Origin of the sequence: Mesorhizobium sp. BR1-1-4, assembly GCF_020165375.1 — a bacterium.
GTDB classification, from domain to species: Bacteria; Pseudomonadota; Alphaproteobacteria; order Rhizobiales; family Rhizobiaceae; genus Mesorhizobium; species Mesorhizobium australicum.
Genome location: NZ_JAIUIB010000006.1, coordinates 115,960 through 130,196 on the forward strand (window position 1 = coordinate 115,960; position 14,237 = coordinate 130,196).

Genomic DNA, 14,237 nt, shown 5'->3' on the forward strand with positions numbered 1-14,237 from the left:
TCGGCTCGCACCCTGCCGGCACCGGCTCACGTCGCTTTGCCGACCGAAGCGTCCATTCCCATGTCTTCCTCGGAAATGTCGTCGAAGGAAGCGTAGTTCATGTTGTAGAGGCGGGCGTAAAGACCTTTTCTCTTCATCAACTGTTCATGGTTGCCGCTTTCGACGATCTCGCCATTCTGCAGCACGATGATGCGGTCGGCGCCCCTTATGGTCGCCAGCCGGTGCGCGATGACCAACCCGGTGCGCCCTTCGAGCAGCTTGACCAATGCCTTCTGGATCAGCATCTCGGTGTAGGAATCGATGCTGGCGGTGGCTTCATCGAGCACCAGGATCTTGGCGTCGGCCACCAGCGCCCGCGCGAAGCTGATAAGCTGGCGCTGGCCCAGCGAGAGATTGCCGCCGCGCTGCTCGAGTCCGGTGTCGTAGCCGTCAGGCAGTTGCTCGATGAAGTCGTGCGCGCCGACGGCTTGTGCTGCGCGGACCACCTCTTCGCGGCTGGCGCCGGTCTTGTGATAGCGGATGTTCTCCAGCACCGTGCCGGAGAACAGGAACGGCTCCTGCAGCACCATGGCTACCTGATCGCCGAGCGAATCCTGCGTCAGGTCGCGCACGTCATGGCCGCCGACCAGGACCTCACCCGACCAGACATCGTAGAAGCGGTGCACCAGCGCCATCGAACTCGACTTGCCTGATCCGGTCGGCCCGACAAGCGCGACCGTCTCGCCCGGACTGACGCGGAAGGAGATGTTCTTCAGCACCGGCTGGTTTGGCCGATAGCCGAAGGTGACATTCCGGAACTCGACCGAACCGTCCATGTCGCGCGACGGCGCCACCGCATTTTCCTTGTCGCTGACATCCACGGGCACGTCGAGCACTTCGGAGATGCGCTGGCCCGACGCCATGGCGCGCTGCATGACGCTGTACTGCATGGTGAGCGAGCGGATCGGGTCGAAGAAGCGCTGGATGTAAAACAGGAACGCCACCATCACGCCGATATCGAGACTGTGCGACAGCACCATCGATCCGCCGACGACGATCACGGTCGCCATGGCAATGCCCGTCAGTGTGTCGACGATCGGCACCATCACCTGCGCATATCTCGCCGACCGCAGATGGGCGTTGAGATTGGCCAGCACCTTCTCGTCATAGAGATCGAAATTGACGTGCTGGCGTTCCAGGCTCTGCACCGTACGCACGCCGTGGATGCCTTCGGCCAGCGCGCCGTTGGCGATGGAGTTGGTCTCGTGCGCGGCCATGAAGGCGACCTTGGCGCGCGGCAGCCAGAACAGGCGCACGGTGAACAGCGCCGGCATGGTCGACAGCGTCAGCAGCCCGAGCCGGAAGTCCAGCCACAGCAGGACGGTGACGATGCCGAACAGAAGCACGATGTCGCCAACCGACATCACGGACGTCTCGAGGAATTCCTGCATCGAATTGACGTCGCCCTGCAGGCGCGACATCAGCCGGCCGACCTCGGTCTTGTCCATGAAGCCCAGGGCGACACGCTGCAGGTGGCTGAACATGGCGCGGCGCAGGTCGGACAGCACGTTCTCCGCCACCTTGCCGACGACGCTCTCCTGGACATGGCTGGCGGCGTAGTTGATGAGGATGATCACGGCAAAAGCGGCGATCGCGGTGATCATCACCGAACGGTCGAGCCTGCCTGGCGCCATGCCGTGATCGATGGCGTAGCGGATGACCAGCGGGATCGCCAACTGCGTCAGCGTGAACACCAGCACCGCCGCGACCGAGATGAAGATCCGGCCCCAATATGGTCTGACGAAGCTCCAGATGCGCCTGACGATTCGCGGATCGTAAGCCTTGCCGAAGACCTCTTCCTCATCGCGGTGCGAGCCGACAACGGCCTTGGTCGGGCGTCGGCTTGTGTCTTCCTTCTCGTCGTCCTGTGTCGACATCAGGCGGCACCCTCGAGCCGATCGCCGTCCGGCCGCAACTGCAGGTCGTAAAGCGCGCGGTAGCGTCCGCCGAGCGCCAGCAATTCCTCATGCGCGCCGCGCTCCACGATCCGGCCGCCCTCGACGAACAGGATCTGGTCGGCATGCATCAGCGAACTCAGCCGATGCGAAATGATGAGCGTCACGCGATCCCTGGCGAAGCGCTTCATCGCCGCCCGGATCCGCTGCTCGGTGCCGGCGTCGACCGCGGCCGTGGAATCGTCGAAGACCAGCACCGATGGTCTTAGCATCAGGCTGCGCGCGATGGTCAGGCGCTGCCGCTGGCCGCCGGAAAGCGAGGCGCCGCGTTCCCCCACGACCGTGGTGTAGCCGGCCGGAAGCCCGATGATGTAATTGTGCAGCTGGGCATATTCGGCGGCTTGGCCGATGCGGGTCTCGCGCGCCCAGGGATTGCCATAGGCGATGTTGTTTTCGATCGAGGTCGTGAACAGGAACGCATCCTGCTGCACGACGCCGACCGCCTTGCGCAGCGATTGCAGCGTGACCTTGCGGATGTCCTGTCCGTCGATGGTGATCGCGCCCGAGGTCACGTCGTAGAAGCGCGGGATCAGGTGCGCGATGGTCGACTTGCCGCTGCCTGGCGGGCCGACGATGCCGATCGTCTCGCCGGACCTGGTCTCGAAGGAAATGCCGGAAAGCGTCGGACGCTCGCCCGCGCCCTCATAGCGAAAACCGACATTGTCGAAGCGCAGCACGCCCTCGGCGATGACGAGCTCCCTGGCGTCGGGCGCGTCCTCGATGTCGAGCTCAGCGTCGAGCAATTCGAACAGCCGCGTGCCGCAGGTCGAGGCGCGCGCGAAGGAGTTGACCATCAGGCCGAGCTGGCGCACCGGCATCTGCAATATGGTCATGAAGGTGAGGAACTGGGCCAGCGTGCCGACGCTGATCTGACCCGCGATCACCTTCTGGCCGCCGAACCACAGCACCAGGCCCATGGCGGCAAGGAAGGAAAAATTCATGGCGCTGGTGTTCGAGACGCGGATGTCGACGCGCTCATTGGCGAGGTCCAGTGCGTCCCGTTTGGCACGGTCGAATTTTGCCAGCTCATGCCTTTGAGCCGCGAAGGCGCGCACGACACGAATGCCGCCGAGATTCTCGTCCATCACTCGGCTCAGCACCGACAGCCGCTCCTGCAGCGTCAGCCAGGTGCTGCGCAGTCGGAGCTGCGTCACTGACGAGCGCCAGGCAACAAATGGCACGAAGCTGAGGCTCAACAACCCGAGCACGAGATCCGTGCTGATCAACAGATAGGCGCCGACACCGATCAGCACGCCAAGCAGCACCACGCGCAGGATACCGGTCGAAAAGAACATGCGCACGCCGTCGAGGTCGAGCAGCCCGAGGGTGATGAGATCGCCGGTATGGACCTTGTCGTGGAAGGAAAAGCTCAGCCGCTGGATCTTCTCGTAGAAGGCGAGCCGCAGCTCATAGCCTGTCCGGTGGCCGACGGCCTCGCCATAGTAATTCTGCGCCATGGTGAAGAGGCCTCGCAGGATGCTGACGACCAACAGCGTCAGCGCCGTATTCCACAGCGCCTGCTCGGCCGCGGTGCCGGCACCCGCCGCCATCACGCCTTGCGCCTGGTCGATGGCGCGCCCCAGGAGACGCGGAATGAAAAGCTGCAGCGTCGCCGCGATAAAGGTCGAGATGAGGGTCATGGCAACCTGCCAGGGATGGCGCATCGTCATGCGCACGATGCGCAGCAAGGTGCTGAGGCCCTTGCCCCAGGAGGCTTCCGCCACATGGGCAAATGATTTGCCGCGCTTGGCCGCGCTGGTCGCATCAGTGTGCAAGGAAATACCAGACCAATCCGGGCATTAGCCCGAACGAATGTAGCAGACTCAATCAGATAGCGCGATTTTACGCGCGTCCGACCTGCCCGTTCAAGGGCCAATACCGGCATCGCACTGTACCTGAAACCGGCAAGATCGTGTCGCAACTCGCCGCTGGTCTGCCGCCGGTGATCGATCTCGCGCCGTTCCCGGCGGATAGGTTCTGATTATTCAAAGCCTGCCGGACCAGCAGGACTCCGCTCTTGCACGAAGGAAACCGACGTGATCGCAAATGCCGACACCCGCGCCGTTGAACCGGTCGATCCGCAACGCGCCTACACCGTGCTGGTCTGCGATCTGATCGGCCTGCGCTTCGACGCCGACGGAAAGCCCGACCCGTCGGAGGTGCGTGCGCATATCGAAGCCAAGGGCGGCCGCTTTCATGCGGCTGCGCTTGGCGACAAGGCCGCTCTCGAATCTGGCCGCGTGCATTTCTTCTATCAGCCGGACCTCAGCACCCGCGAAGAGCTGATCGAAGTCGCCGGCGATGGACGTTATGATGCCGTCATTGCCGCCGCGACCTTCCTGCCCGCCGAAACCGTCTTTCCGCTCGCCGGCGTGCGCATCGGCGCCGGCACCGGCAATATGGGTTCGCATTCCTGGGGCGGCGGCAGCGGCGAAGGCGGTACGGCCGTGCTGATGAATACGCCCGGCATCAACAGCCGCGCCACGGCGCAGATGGTGATGAAGGCGATCCTGAAAGTGCTGCCGGATCTCCCGGTTGACTTGCTTCACAACCGGGTGGCGCGCGGCGCCTTCGACACCGGCAGGGAGCTGCGCGATTTCCCGACCGAAAAGCTCGAAGGCAAGACGATCGCGATCGTCGGCTACGGCAATATCGGCAGGGAGGTGGCCAAACTTGCCCGGGCCTTCGGCATGCGCGTGGTGATCCACGCACGGCCCCGGCATCGGGACTGGATAGAGGCCGAAGGCTTTGTCTATGCGGCGGATCTCCTCGATGCGGCTGATGGTGCCGATGTCTTGAGTGTTCATGTCGGCCTGGGCAAGCAGGATGCGCAGACCGGCCGCTACGCCAATGCCGGGCTCATCGGCGCGGATGTCCTGTCGCGCGTGAACAAAGGCGCGGTGCTGGTCAACTACGATCGCGGCGAGCTTGTCGACGTTGCGGCCCTCGGCGAAGCCTTGTCCTCGGGCAGGGTGCGTCATGCCGCGATCGATGCCGACCTGTTCAAGGATGCCGCGACCGGTCGCCTTTCCGGACCGATGCTGCCCTATCTGGGCCTCGTCGAGAAGCACAGCGGAAAACTCGAGCTTCTGCCGCATGCGGCAGCCGATACGGATCATCCCTCGCGCGTCGCCGGCGCCAAGCAGGCCGTCGACCAGATCTTCGATGTCATCTGCCGAAAGTCGGTGACGAACGCAAAAGGCAGCGTGCCGCCGGCCTATCTTTCCCTTGGAGCAACCACGCCTCCAGGCATTGGATTGGTGACCTCCGGCCAGCTCTTGAAACTGACCGCTAGCGAATGTTCCGAGCTGGCGGATCTCTGCGATCGGCAAGGCCGGTTGTGGAAGGCTCTCTCCGATAACTCGCCTGCCGAGCGAGGCGCCGTTGTCGCCGAGCAGGGCGAGGACCTTGTCCGGTTGATCGACCGCTTCTGCCTTCTGGCCGAGAACCTCAATCTCAGGGGACCTTTCCAGCGATAAGCCGGAACTCAGTCTCGGGGACCAGCCACCATCCGGGCGACCCGCGTCATGTCCGCGCTCATCTCGCGGTCGTCGTCGAGCGGGCTGACGAGCGCACGCACGGCGGCGTAGGTGCGCCGTGGTCCTTCGCCCATACTGTCGACGACGCCGCGCAACTCCACGCCCGTCGCCGCGAAGATCAGCTCCATCGCAACGAGATAGCGCAGGCGTTCGACAATCTCGGCTGTCTTGGCCACCACCCGTGGTGCCATCGACGACTGGTCCTCGATCCCGTCCGATACGGCAAGCGGGCTGAGCGACATCGGGTTGGCCAGATGCCGGATCTCGGCCTCCAGCGCGGCAAGCGGTTTCTGCAATTCGGCGTAGCCTTGGCGGCTGCCGCCCCTGGCCGACAGGAAGCGCGGCAGTTCCGCCACCGTCGGCGACATCAGCTTCATGCAGCGATTGGCGGTGCCCACGGCGCAATGCGCAAGCGCCTGGCCGAGCTGCTCCCAGGCCAGCGTCATCGCGGTGAGGTCGAAATTGCCGTTCGAGACGACGCGTCCGTCCTCGGGTAGGATCACCGGGTTGTCGCCGGAATGGGCCAGTTCGATCTCCGTTGCCAGCTTCGCCTGTTCGAACGCATGCAACAGGCCGCCCCACACCTGCGGCACGCAACGATAGCTGAGCGGATCCTGGAGCCGCCGCGCGGCGTTCTCCCTCCAGAGCCCGCTTCCAGCGAGTTCCGCCCGCAGCCGCGCCCCGATCTCCCGCTGGCCGAACGCCGGTCGCGCCGACAGCGCAGCTTCATCGATGGCGGTGAGTGACGAGCGGAACGCTTCGTGGTTGAGTGCCACCGCGGCCAGCGACCAGTCGATGAGGTGGGCGACATCCTCCAGGCAGAGGCAAGCCGCGCCGGTCGACAGGCTGTTGGCGACGATGATGGCATGGCCGTCCTTCTCGCGCAGGTCGAGCCGTTCGAGCCCGGCGAGCGCGAGCGCCTCGGCCGACGGCATGATCCTGCCCTGGAACTCCGTCTCGCCGTCGCCGCGCAGCGCTCGCGCCATGTGGCCGAGATGGGCAAGGTCCGCCGCTCCGATCGATCCCCAGGTCGGGATCACCGGATGGACGCCGGCGTTGAGTGCCGCCACAAGGCCCACCACCACGCGTTCGGAAGTGCCGGTGCCGCCGGCGGCCATTCCCGAAATGCGCGCGGCCATCAGCGCGCGGACCGCCTCGGTGGGAAGGGCCGGGCCGATGCCCATGCTGTGGCTGAGCGGCACGCTGTGTTGGAAGGCGATCAGATCGGCCTGCGCGAGCGGCGTGTCGACGCAGGCGCCGAGGCCGGTGGTGACGCCGTACATCGGCTTGCCGAGTTGCGTCAGCTGCTCGATGAGCGCGCGGCTCGCCCGGATGCGGCGCATCGCCTCCTCGCCCAACATCAGCCGCGCATTGCGCCGCGCGATCTCGGCGACATCCTCGATGCCAAGCGGCTTGGCGTCGAGCAGTATCATTCGGGCTGTCATGTCTCGCCTGTATCCGTGACCGTATGCCCGGGCCGACGGCGCGGCGGGCGTCGCCGTTTGTGGCGGCTTACCGGCTGGTCTGCAAGCCATTCCGATTGTGGCGGCAGCAGGCGAGGGGAGCTTCAGGCGAAATGCAGGTTTCGGCAGGTCACCTCGCGACGGCGTCGGGCACCACCACCAGCTTGCCGACGAAATCCTTGGCGACGAAATCGGCTTGTGCGCGGTGGAAATCGGAGAGTTTGTAGACGCCGCCGACAAGCGGCCGGATCTTGCCCTCTTCGATATAGCGAACGATGCGGCGGAAATCGGAGCGCGTGCCCTGGCTCGATCCGTGCAGCTGCAACTGTTTCAGATACATGGTCCTGAGATCGAGCTGGACGACCGGGCCGGCGATCGCGCCGGCCGTGGTGTAGCGGCCCTCCGGCCTCAGGACGCGCAGCAGATCGTTGAAGATCGCGCCGCCAACGAGATCGGCGACCACATCGATCGGCTGGCCGCCGGTCGCCTCGCTCACGGCTTGCGGCAGGTCCGCGACGCCACGGGTGACGACCGCCTCGGCGCCGATGTCGAGCACCGCCTGTTCCTTGCCCTTGCCGACGACGGCATAGGGAATGGCGCCGCGCGCCCGCGCCAGTTGCACGATGCCGGAGCCGACGCCGCCCGACGCGCCGGTGACCAGCACCCGCTCGCCTGCCTTGAGCTTGGCCCGTTCCAGCATCTGTTCGCCGGTGAGATAGGCGCAGCAGAAGGTGGCGAGTTCGACGTCGCTCAAAATGGTGTCGACAACATGCGCGTTGTCGGCCGGCACGGTCTGATACTCGGCATAGCCGCCGTCGCGGCCATGGCCCATATAGTCGATGTCGGCAAGTGAATCGTCGTCGCGGTTGTAGATGGAGAAATCGACCATCACCCGTTCGCCGATTCGATCGGACGAAACGCCTTCGCCGACGGCAACGATGGTGCCGACAGTGTCGGTGCCCTGGATGCGCGGGAAGGTCAGCGTGTTGCCCTGGCGGCGCCAAGTCGAAACGGCGGCCGCGTCTTCTTCGGTGCCATAGGCGCCCTGGCGCACCCAGACATCGGTATTGTTCATGCCGCAAGCGGTGACTTTCACCAGCACTTCCCCTGACGCAGGCGCGGGCACTTTCACATCGGTTCGGTAGACGAGCTTTTCCGGTCCGCCGTGCCCGGTGAGCAGCACGGCGGCCATGGTGGCGGGGAGGGTTTTGGTCATGACATTCATCGGTCGTCTCAGAGATTGGCAAATACGCTGTTCACGGCATCGGCGGTCTTGGCCACCACGATGTCGGCTTCCTCGCGGGTCAGGCACAGCGGCGGCGCGAAGCCAAGAATGTCGCCCTGCGGCATAGCGCGGCCGATGACGCCGCTTGCGGCAAGGGCCGTGGCGACCTGCGGCCCGATCTTCTGCGAAGCATCGAAGAAGACACGGTCGTCACGGTCTTTGACGAATTCCACCGCCGCCAGCATGCCGTCGCCGCGCACCTCACCGACGTGTTTGTGACCCCCGACGGCCTTGGCCAGTTCGGCACGGAAATAAGCGCCGGTCTCGCCGGCATTCCGCACCAGGTCCATCTCGTCGATCAGTTCAAGATTGGCGACGCCGGCTGCAACGCAGATCGGATGCGCCGAATAAGTCCAGCCATGGCCGAGCGAGCCGAGCTTGTCGGAGCCTTGCACCAGCACCTGCCACATCTTATCGGCCACGATGACGCCCGACAGCGGCGCATAGGCCGAGGTCAGGCCCTTGGCGATGGTGATAAGGTCGGGCTTCATGCCGTAATGGTCGGAGCCGAACATGGTGCCCAGCCGGCCGAAGCCCGTCACCACCTCGTCGGCGACCAGGAGCACATCATACTTCTTCAGCACCGCCTGGATCTTTTCCCAATAGCCGGCGGGCGGCGGCACGATGCCGCCGGTGCCGAGGATCGGTTCGCCGATGAAGGCGGCGACGGTTTCAGGTCCTTCGGCGAGGATCATCTCCTCGAGCTTGTCGGCGCAATGCTGCGAGAACTGCTCCTCGCTCATCGAACGGTCGGCGCGGCGGAAATAGTACGGCGCCTCGGTATGCAGGATCGGCGCGCGCGGCAGGTCGAAGGCATTGTGGAAGAGGTCCAGCCCGGTCAGCGAGCCCGTCATGACACCCGAGCCGTGATAGCCGCGCCAGCGCGAGATGATCTTCTTCTTCTCCGGCCGGCCGAGCACGTTGTTGTAATACCAGATCAGCTTGATGTTGGTTTCGTTGGCGTCGGAACCGGAGAGGCCGAAATAGACCCTCGACATGCCCTTCGGCGCGCGGTCGATGATCATCTTCGCCAATGTGATCGACGCCTCGGTGCCGTGCCCGACATAGGCGTGGTAATAGGCGAGGTTCTTCGCCTGGGTCGCGATGGCATCTGATATCTTCTGGCGGCCATAGCCGACATTGACGCAATAGAGGCCGGCGAAGGCATCGATGCTCTTCCTGCCATTGTTGTCCCAGACGGTGACGCCTTCACCGCCGGCCATGATCCGCGTCGGCGATTCACCGCGTGCGTGGGTGCCCATATGCGTTGAGGGATGGAAGAAATGGTCGCGATCCCATGCGGCGAGTTCGTTGGATTGGTCGAGCATTTTTAACTCCTTGAAAGAGATCCGGGTGCGAGCCTACGCCACATCCAGGCAAAGGTATTTGAGGTCGGTGAAAGCTTCTAGCCCGTGGCGCGAACCTTCGCGGCCGATGCCGGACTGCTTGACGCCACCGAACGGGATCGGCGCGCCGGTGATCTTCACACGGTTGATGGCGACCATGCCGTAGTCGAGCGCGCGGCCCATGCGCTGCTGGAGCGCGCCGTTCTCGGTCACCACATAGGCGACCAGGCCATATTCGGTCGCATTGGCGCGTGCGATGACTTCGTCCTCGCTGTCGAAAGGCGTGACGGCGGCGACCGGACCAAAGGTCTCTTCGCGCATGATCAGCGCGTCGTCGGCGACATCGGCCAGCAGCGTCGGCTGGTAGAAGAGCGGTCCGGCCTGATGGCGCTTGCCGCCGGCGAGGCAACGCGCGCCGAGGACCACGGCGTCGGCGACCTGTTCCTCGACCTTCTTGACGGCGCGCTCATGCATCAGCGGCCCGATGTCGATGTCATCGGCCAAGCCATTGCCGGCCCGCAGCGCCTCGACGCGCTTGGCGAAAGCGGCGCAGAAGCGGTCATAGAGCGGACGCTGGACATAGATGCGGTTGGCCGCAAGGCAGTCCTGGCCTGATGTGGCGAATTTGGCGTCGATGGCAATGGTGACCGCTTTGTCGAGATCGGCATCGGCAAAGACGATCAGCGGCGCGTGACCACCAAGCTCCATCACCAGCCGCTTCATCGTCGGCGCGCTCTGTGCCGCGATCAGCCGGCCGATCTCGGTCGAGCCGGTAAAACTCATGGCGCGCACGCGCGAATCTTCGCACATGCGTCCAACGATCGTCGCGGCCTTGCCGGTGACGATGTTGAAAACGCCGGCCGGCAGTCCGGCGCGTTCGCTGAGTTCGGCCAGCGCCAGCGCCGAAAGTGGCGTCTCAGAAGACGGATGGGCAACGATGGTGCAGCCGGCGGCAAGAGCGGCGGCTGCCTTGCGGGTCAGCATCGCCGAAGGAAAATTCCACGGCGTGACCACGCCGACGACGCCGAGTGGTTCGCGCCGCACCATCATTTCCGCGTTCGGCAGATGGCTGGTGACGCTCTCGGCGTTGAGGCGTTTTGCTTCCTCGGCATACCACTCGATGAAAGAGGCGGCGTAGTCGATTTCGCCAAGCGACTCCTTGAGCGGTTTGCCCTGCTCAAGCGTCATCAGCAGAGCGAGGTCGTCTTTCGCTGCGATGATCAGCTCGAACCATTTTCGCAGGATTTTGGAGCGCTCCTGCGGCAGCAGCGCCCGCCAGCCCGGAAAGGCGCGCGCGGCGGCGTCGATGGCTTTTGTCGTCTGGCCGGCATCGAGCGCTGCGACGAAGGCCACGGTGGTGCCGGTCGCGGGATCGGTGACCTCGAAGCTCTCGGCCGCCTCGCTTGCCGTCCAGTGGCCGTCGATATAGGCGAGTTCGCGCAGCAGCCGGCGGTCGGCGAGCCGGTCGAGCGCTTCGTGGCGATGCGAGCGGGCGAAATGCGCGGACATGGTCGAAGCCTCCCGGTTCGGTTTGATGCGGGGAGACTACCCCTCACCGGCAGACAGAGAGGCTGTTTGGACGCCTGGCCGTAGAGAGAGTCTCTCTATTGCGGCGAGGGGGCAGTCGATCTCTCCGGTCTAGGTCGACGCCGGCAGCAGGTCCGCTATCGGCAGCGCGATGTCATCCTTCACCGTCTTGATGACGATGTAGGTGAAGTAGCGGTCGATGCCGATCTCGCGATCGAGCAAGCCGTCGACCAGCCGCTGATAGGCGTCGATGTCGCGCGCCATCACCTTCAGCACATAGTCGACGCCGCCGCCCACCGACCAGCAGGCGACGATCTCGGGAATGTCGCGGACGACGCGCTCGAAGCGGTCGAAATCGGCCTGGCGATGGCTGGCCAGCGTCACCTCCATCAGTACGGTGGCGACTGGCGCCACAACGCGCATGGCGATCCGGGCATGATAACCCGAGACGATGCCGGCCTTTTCCAGCTTGCGCAGCCGCATCCAGCACGGCGTCGGCGACAGCCCGACCTGCTCGGCCAACGCCAGCTTGGTGATGCGTCCATCACGCTGGATGGCGTCGAGGATTTTGAGGTCGATCGCGTCGAGTTTCGCAGCAGTCATCAGCGCCTACTTTTTCGTCGGTCGTACCATGACGGCGCATTATTTCGATTGTCAATTGCACTGATTTCGATCTCTAATAAGTCATGACATTGTGGCACCCTGATCCCGCGCTCATCCGGCGGCCGGCCTATCAATCGTTGGCCGACCAGTTCGCGCGCGCCATCCACGACGGCCGCCTCGCCAACGGCACGCGGTTGCCGACCCATCGCCGCCTGGCCGACGACCTCAAGCTTTCAGTGCAGACGGTCAGCCGTGCCTATGAGGAACTGATCCGGCGCGGCCTGATTTCGGGCGAGATCGGCCGCGGCAGCTTTGTGCAGACGCAGCGCCGCGAACCGGAGCCGCCTTATCTGCCGGAGCGCCTGGGCGAAGTCATCGACCTGTCGATCCTGAAGCCGGTCTGCGAGCCGATGCACCTGGAGCGGATGAAGCAGGCGCTGGGCTGGCTCGCCGAAAACCTGCCGTCGAGTTCGGCACTGTCGTTCCGGCCAAATATGGTGTTCCCGCGCCACCGTGCCGTGGCGGTCGAATGGCTGAAGCTGTGCGGACTGGACGCCTCCGCGCAGAATATCAGCCTCACCAATGGCGCCACCGCCGGCATGACGGTGGCGCTGATGAGCGTGGCGCCGCCCGGCTCCACGGTTGCCACCGAGGCGATCGGTCATCACACGCTGGTGCCGCTGGCGCGCTATCTCGGCTTCAATCTTCAAGGCCTGCCGATCGATGGCAATGGCCTGATTCCGGAAGCGCTGGACGAAGCCTGCCGGCTGTCCGACATCCGCGCCGTCTTCGTGCAGCCTTCGGTAATCAATCCCACGGCAACGCTCATGGATGCGGAGCGTCGCGAGCAGATCGCGGCGGTGGCGCGCAAGCACGACATCGCCATCATCGAGAACGACGTGCTGGGTCCCTTGGTCGAGGATCGACCGCCGCCGGTCGCCGCTTTCGCGCCGGAACGGACGCTCTACGTCACCTCCTTCACCAAGATCACCGTGCCCGGCCTGCGCATCGGCTATCTCGCCGCGCCCGATCGCTACGTTGCCGCTGTCGCCAACCGGCATCTCGTCTCGAACTGGATGGCGACACCGCTGGTGGCCGAGATCGCCACCAAATGGGTGACCGACGGCACCGCGATGGAGCTGGTGCGCTGGCAGCGCGCGGCGTTGCGGCGGCGACAGGACATCGCGGGCGAGGTGCTGGCCGGCGTCGACTACCGTGCCCGTCGCGACGGGCTGCATATCTGGCTGCAACTGTCGGCCGACCGTTCCGAGGAAAGCTTTGTCGCCCAGGCTCGGCTGCAAGGCGTGGCCATTGCGCCGGGCACCTCCTTCCGTATTTCGGATACCCCCTGGCATCCGGCGGTGCGCATTTCGCTGGGTTCGACCACCGAGGGGGAACTGCGCGCGGGTCTCGGCGTTGTCACCAAGCTCTTGCTTGGCGATCCGGAGCATCTGCTGCTTGCAATCTGAGCATGCCACCCAATGCACTAGGGCGTTCTGACATAGGCATGCCCAAAAAGCCGGCTGGGATCGACCGGAGAATGTGCGCAATCAGAATAATTGTCATGATATTATTTTCCCAATTGACATGATTTGGCGCGTTCCGCATCGTTAGGGCACCAGGCTTCTCCAGCACGGGGAAATTCATTTGTCCGCAACCGCGCCCATCATCAAGATCGACAGCATCTCGAAGAGCTTTGGCAGCTTCAAGGTTCTGGACGGCCTGTCGATGCAGGTCATGCCGCGTGAGAAGCTGGCGCTGATCGGCCCCTCCGGCTCGGGCAAGACGACGATCTTGCGCATCCTGATGACGCTGGAGCGCATCGACGGCGGTCACATCCAGATCGACGGCGAGCAACTCTACCACATGGAGCGCAACGGCCAGCTGCTGCCGGCCGACGAGCGCCACCTGGCGCGAATGCGCCAGAAAACCGGCATGGTCTTCCAGCTGTTCAACCTGTTTCCGCACAAGAGCGTCATCGATAATGTGACCCTAGCGCCGATGCTGACCAAGGGCACGCCGCGCGCCGCGGCGCAGAAGCGGGCGATGGAACTGCTCGAGATGGTCGGCATGGCCGACAAGGCGAAGGCGATGCCGGCGCAGTTGTCAGGCGGTCAGAAGCAGCGCGTGGCGATCGCCCGTGCGCTTGCTTTGCAGCCGAAGATCATGCTGTTCGATGAGGTGACGTCGGCGCTCGACCCGGAACTGGTCGAGGAGGTGCTCAGTGTCTTGTGGCGGCTCTGCGCCGAGACCGACATGACCATGCTGCTGGTCACCCACGAGATGGGTTTCGCCCACGACTTCGCCGACCGGGTGCTGTTCTTCGATCGCGGCAGGATAGTCGAGGAAGGCAAGCCCGACGAGATTTTCCGCAATCCCAAGCAGGAGCGCACGCAAGGGTTCCTGAAGAAGATCATCGCGGCCGGACATCGTGTCTGACCGCATGCCAAAGGCGGCGATGCCGTCCCTATGGGCGGTTG

At 64.5% G+C, this 14,237-nt stretch carries 10 protein-coding genes; 3 read left to right on the forward strand and 7 right to left on the reverse strand.

Features of this window, described 5'->3' with window-relative positions:
* Window positions 1–26: 26 nt before the first annotated feature.
* Together LB571_RS14720 and LB571_RS14725 are read right to left on the reverse strand one after the other, a co-directional pair.
* A complete protein-coding gene (locus LB571_RS14720) occupies window positions 27–1,916 on the reverse strand; it encodes an ABC transporter ATP-binding protein (RefSeq protein ID WP_224595391.1) in 1,890 nt (629 codons plus the stop codon).
* Complete coding sequence (locus LB571_RS14725; RefSeq protein WP_224595393.1) at window positions 1,916–3,769, reverse strand: ABC transporter ATP-binding protein; 1,854 nt, start codon at window positions 3,767–3,769, stop codon at window positions 1,916–1,918. Before LB571_RS14725 ends, LB571_RS14720 begins: the two co-directional genes overlap by 1 nt.
* Before the next feature lie 261 nt (window positions 3,770–4,030).
* Between LB571_RS14725 and LB571_RS14730 the strand changes: the two genes are divergently transcribed.
* A complete protein-coding gene (locus LB571_RS14730; protein ID WP_224595403.1) occupies window positions 4,031–5,473 on the forward strand; it encodes an NAD(P)-dependent oxidoreductase in 1,443 nt (480 codons plus the stop codon).
* A gap of 8 nt (window positions 5,474–5,481) precedes the next feature.
* On the opposite strand, the gene hutH is transcribed toward LB571_RS14730, so the two are convergent.
* The 5 genes from hutH to LB571_RS14755 all read right to left on the reverse strand — a co-directional run bounded on the left by hutH (window position 5,482) and on the right by LB571_RS14755 (window position 11,757).
* The gene (hutH, locus tag LB571_RS14735) at window positions 5,482–6,978 is read right to left on the reverse strand and encodes a histidine ammonia-lyase (protein WP_224595405.1); all 1,497 of its coding nucleotides are present in this window, start codon (window positions 6,976–6,978) and stop codon (window positions 5,482–5,484) included.
* Between the two features lie 148 nt (window positions 6,979–7,126).
* Complete coding sequence (locus LB571_RS14740; protein WP_224595407.1) at window positions 7,127–8,221, reverse strand: alcohol dehydrogenase family protein; 1,095 nt, start codon at window positions 8,219–8,221, stop codon at window positions 7,127–7,129.
* An 8-nt stretch (window positions 8,222–8,229) separates the two neighbouring features.
* On the reverse strand, window positions 8,230–9,609 hold the full coding sequence (locus LB571_RS14745; RefSeq protein WP_140715315.1) for an aspartate aminotransferase family protein: 1,380 nt from the start codon (window positions 9,607–9,609) through the stop codon (window positions 8,230–8,232).
* 33 nt (window positions 9,610–9,642) lie between these two features.
* The gene (locus LB571_RS14750; protein WP_224523835.1) at window positions 9,643–11,136 is read right to left on the reverse strand and encodes an NAD-dependent succinate-semialdehyde dehydrogenase; all 1,494 of its coding nucleotides are present in this window, start codon (window positions 11,134–11,136) and stop codon (window positions 9,643–9,645) included.
* A gap of 129 nt (window positions 11,137–11,265) precedes the next feature.
* Window positions 11,266–11,757 carry an Lrp/AsnC family transcriptional regulator gene (locus LB571_RS14755; RefSeq protein WP_140617495.1) on the reverse strand — a complete coding sequence of 164 codons (492 nt, stop codon included), beginning with the start codon at window positions 11,755–11,757 and terminating at the stop codon, window positions 11,266–11,268.
* Between the two features lie 83 nt (window positions 11,758–11,840).
* Between LB571_RS14755 and LB571_RS14760 the strand changes: the two genes are divergently transcribed.
* Both LB571_RS14760 and ehuA read left to right on the forward strand, forming a co-directional pair.
* Window positions 11,841–13,226, forward strand: coding sequence for a PLP-dependent aminotransferase family protein (locus LB571_RS14760; protein WP_224595409.1), 1,386 nt, complete (start codon window positions 11,841–11,843; stop codon window positions 13,224–13,226).
* Between the two features lie 178 nt (window positions 13,227–13,404).
* Window positions 13,405–14,196: an ectoine/hydroxyectoine ABC transporter ATP-binding protein EhuA gene (gene ehuA, locus LB571_RS14765; protein ID WP_015319080.1), complete on the forward strand. Its 792-nt coding sequence runs from the start codon at window positions 13,405–13,407 to the stop codon at window positions 14,194–14,196.
* Window positions 14,197–14,237: the final 41 nt, after the last annotated feature.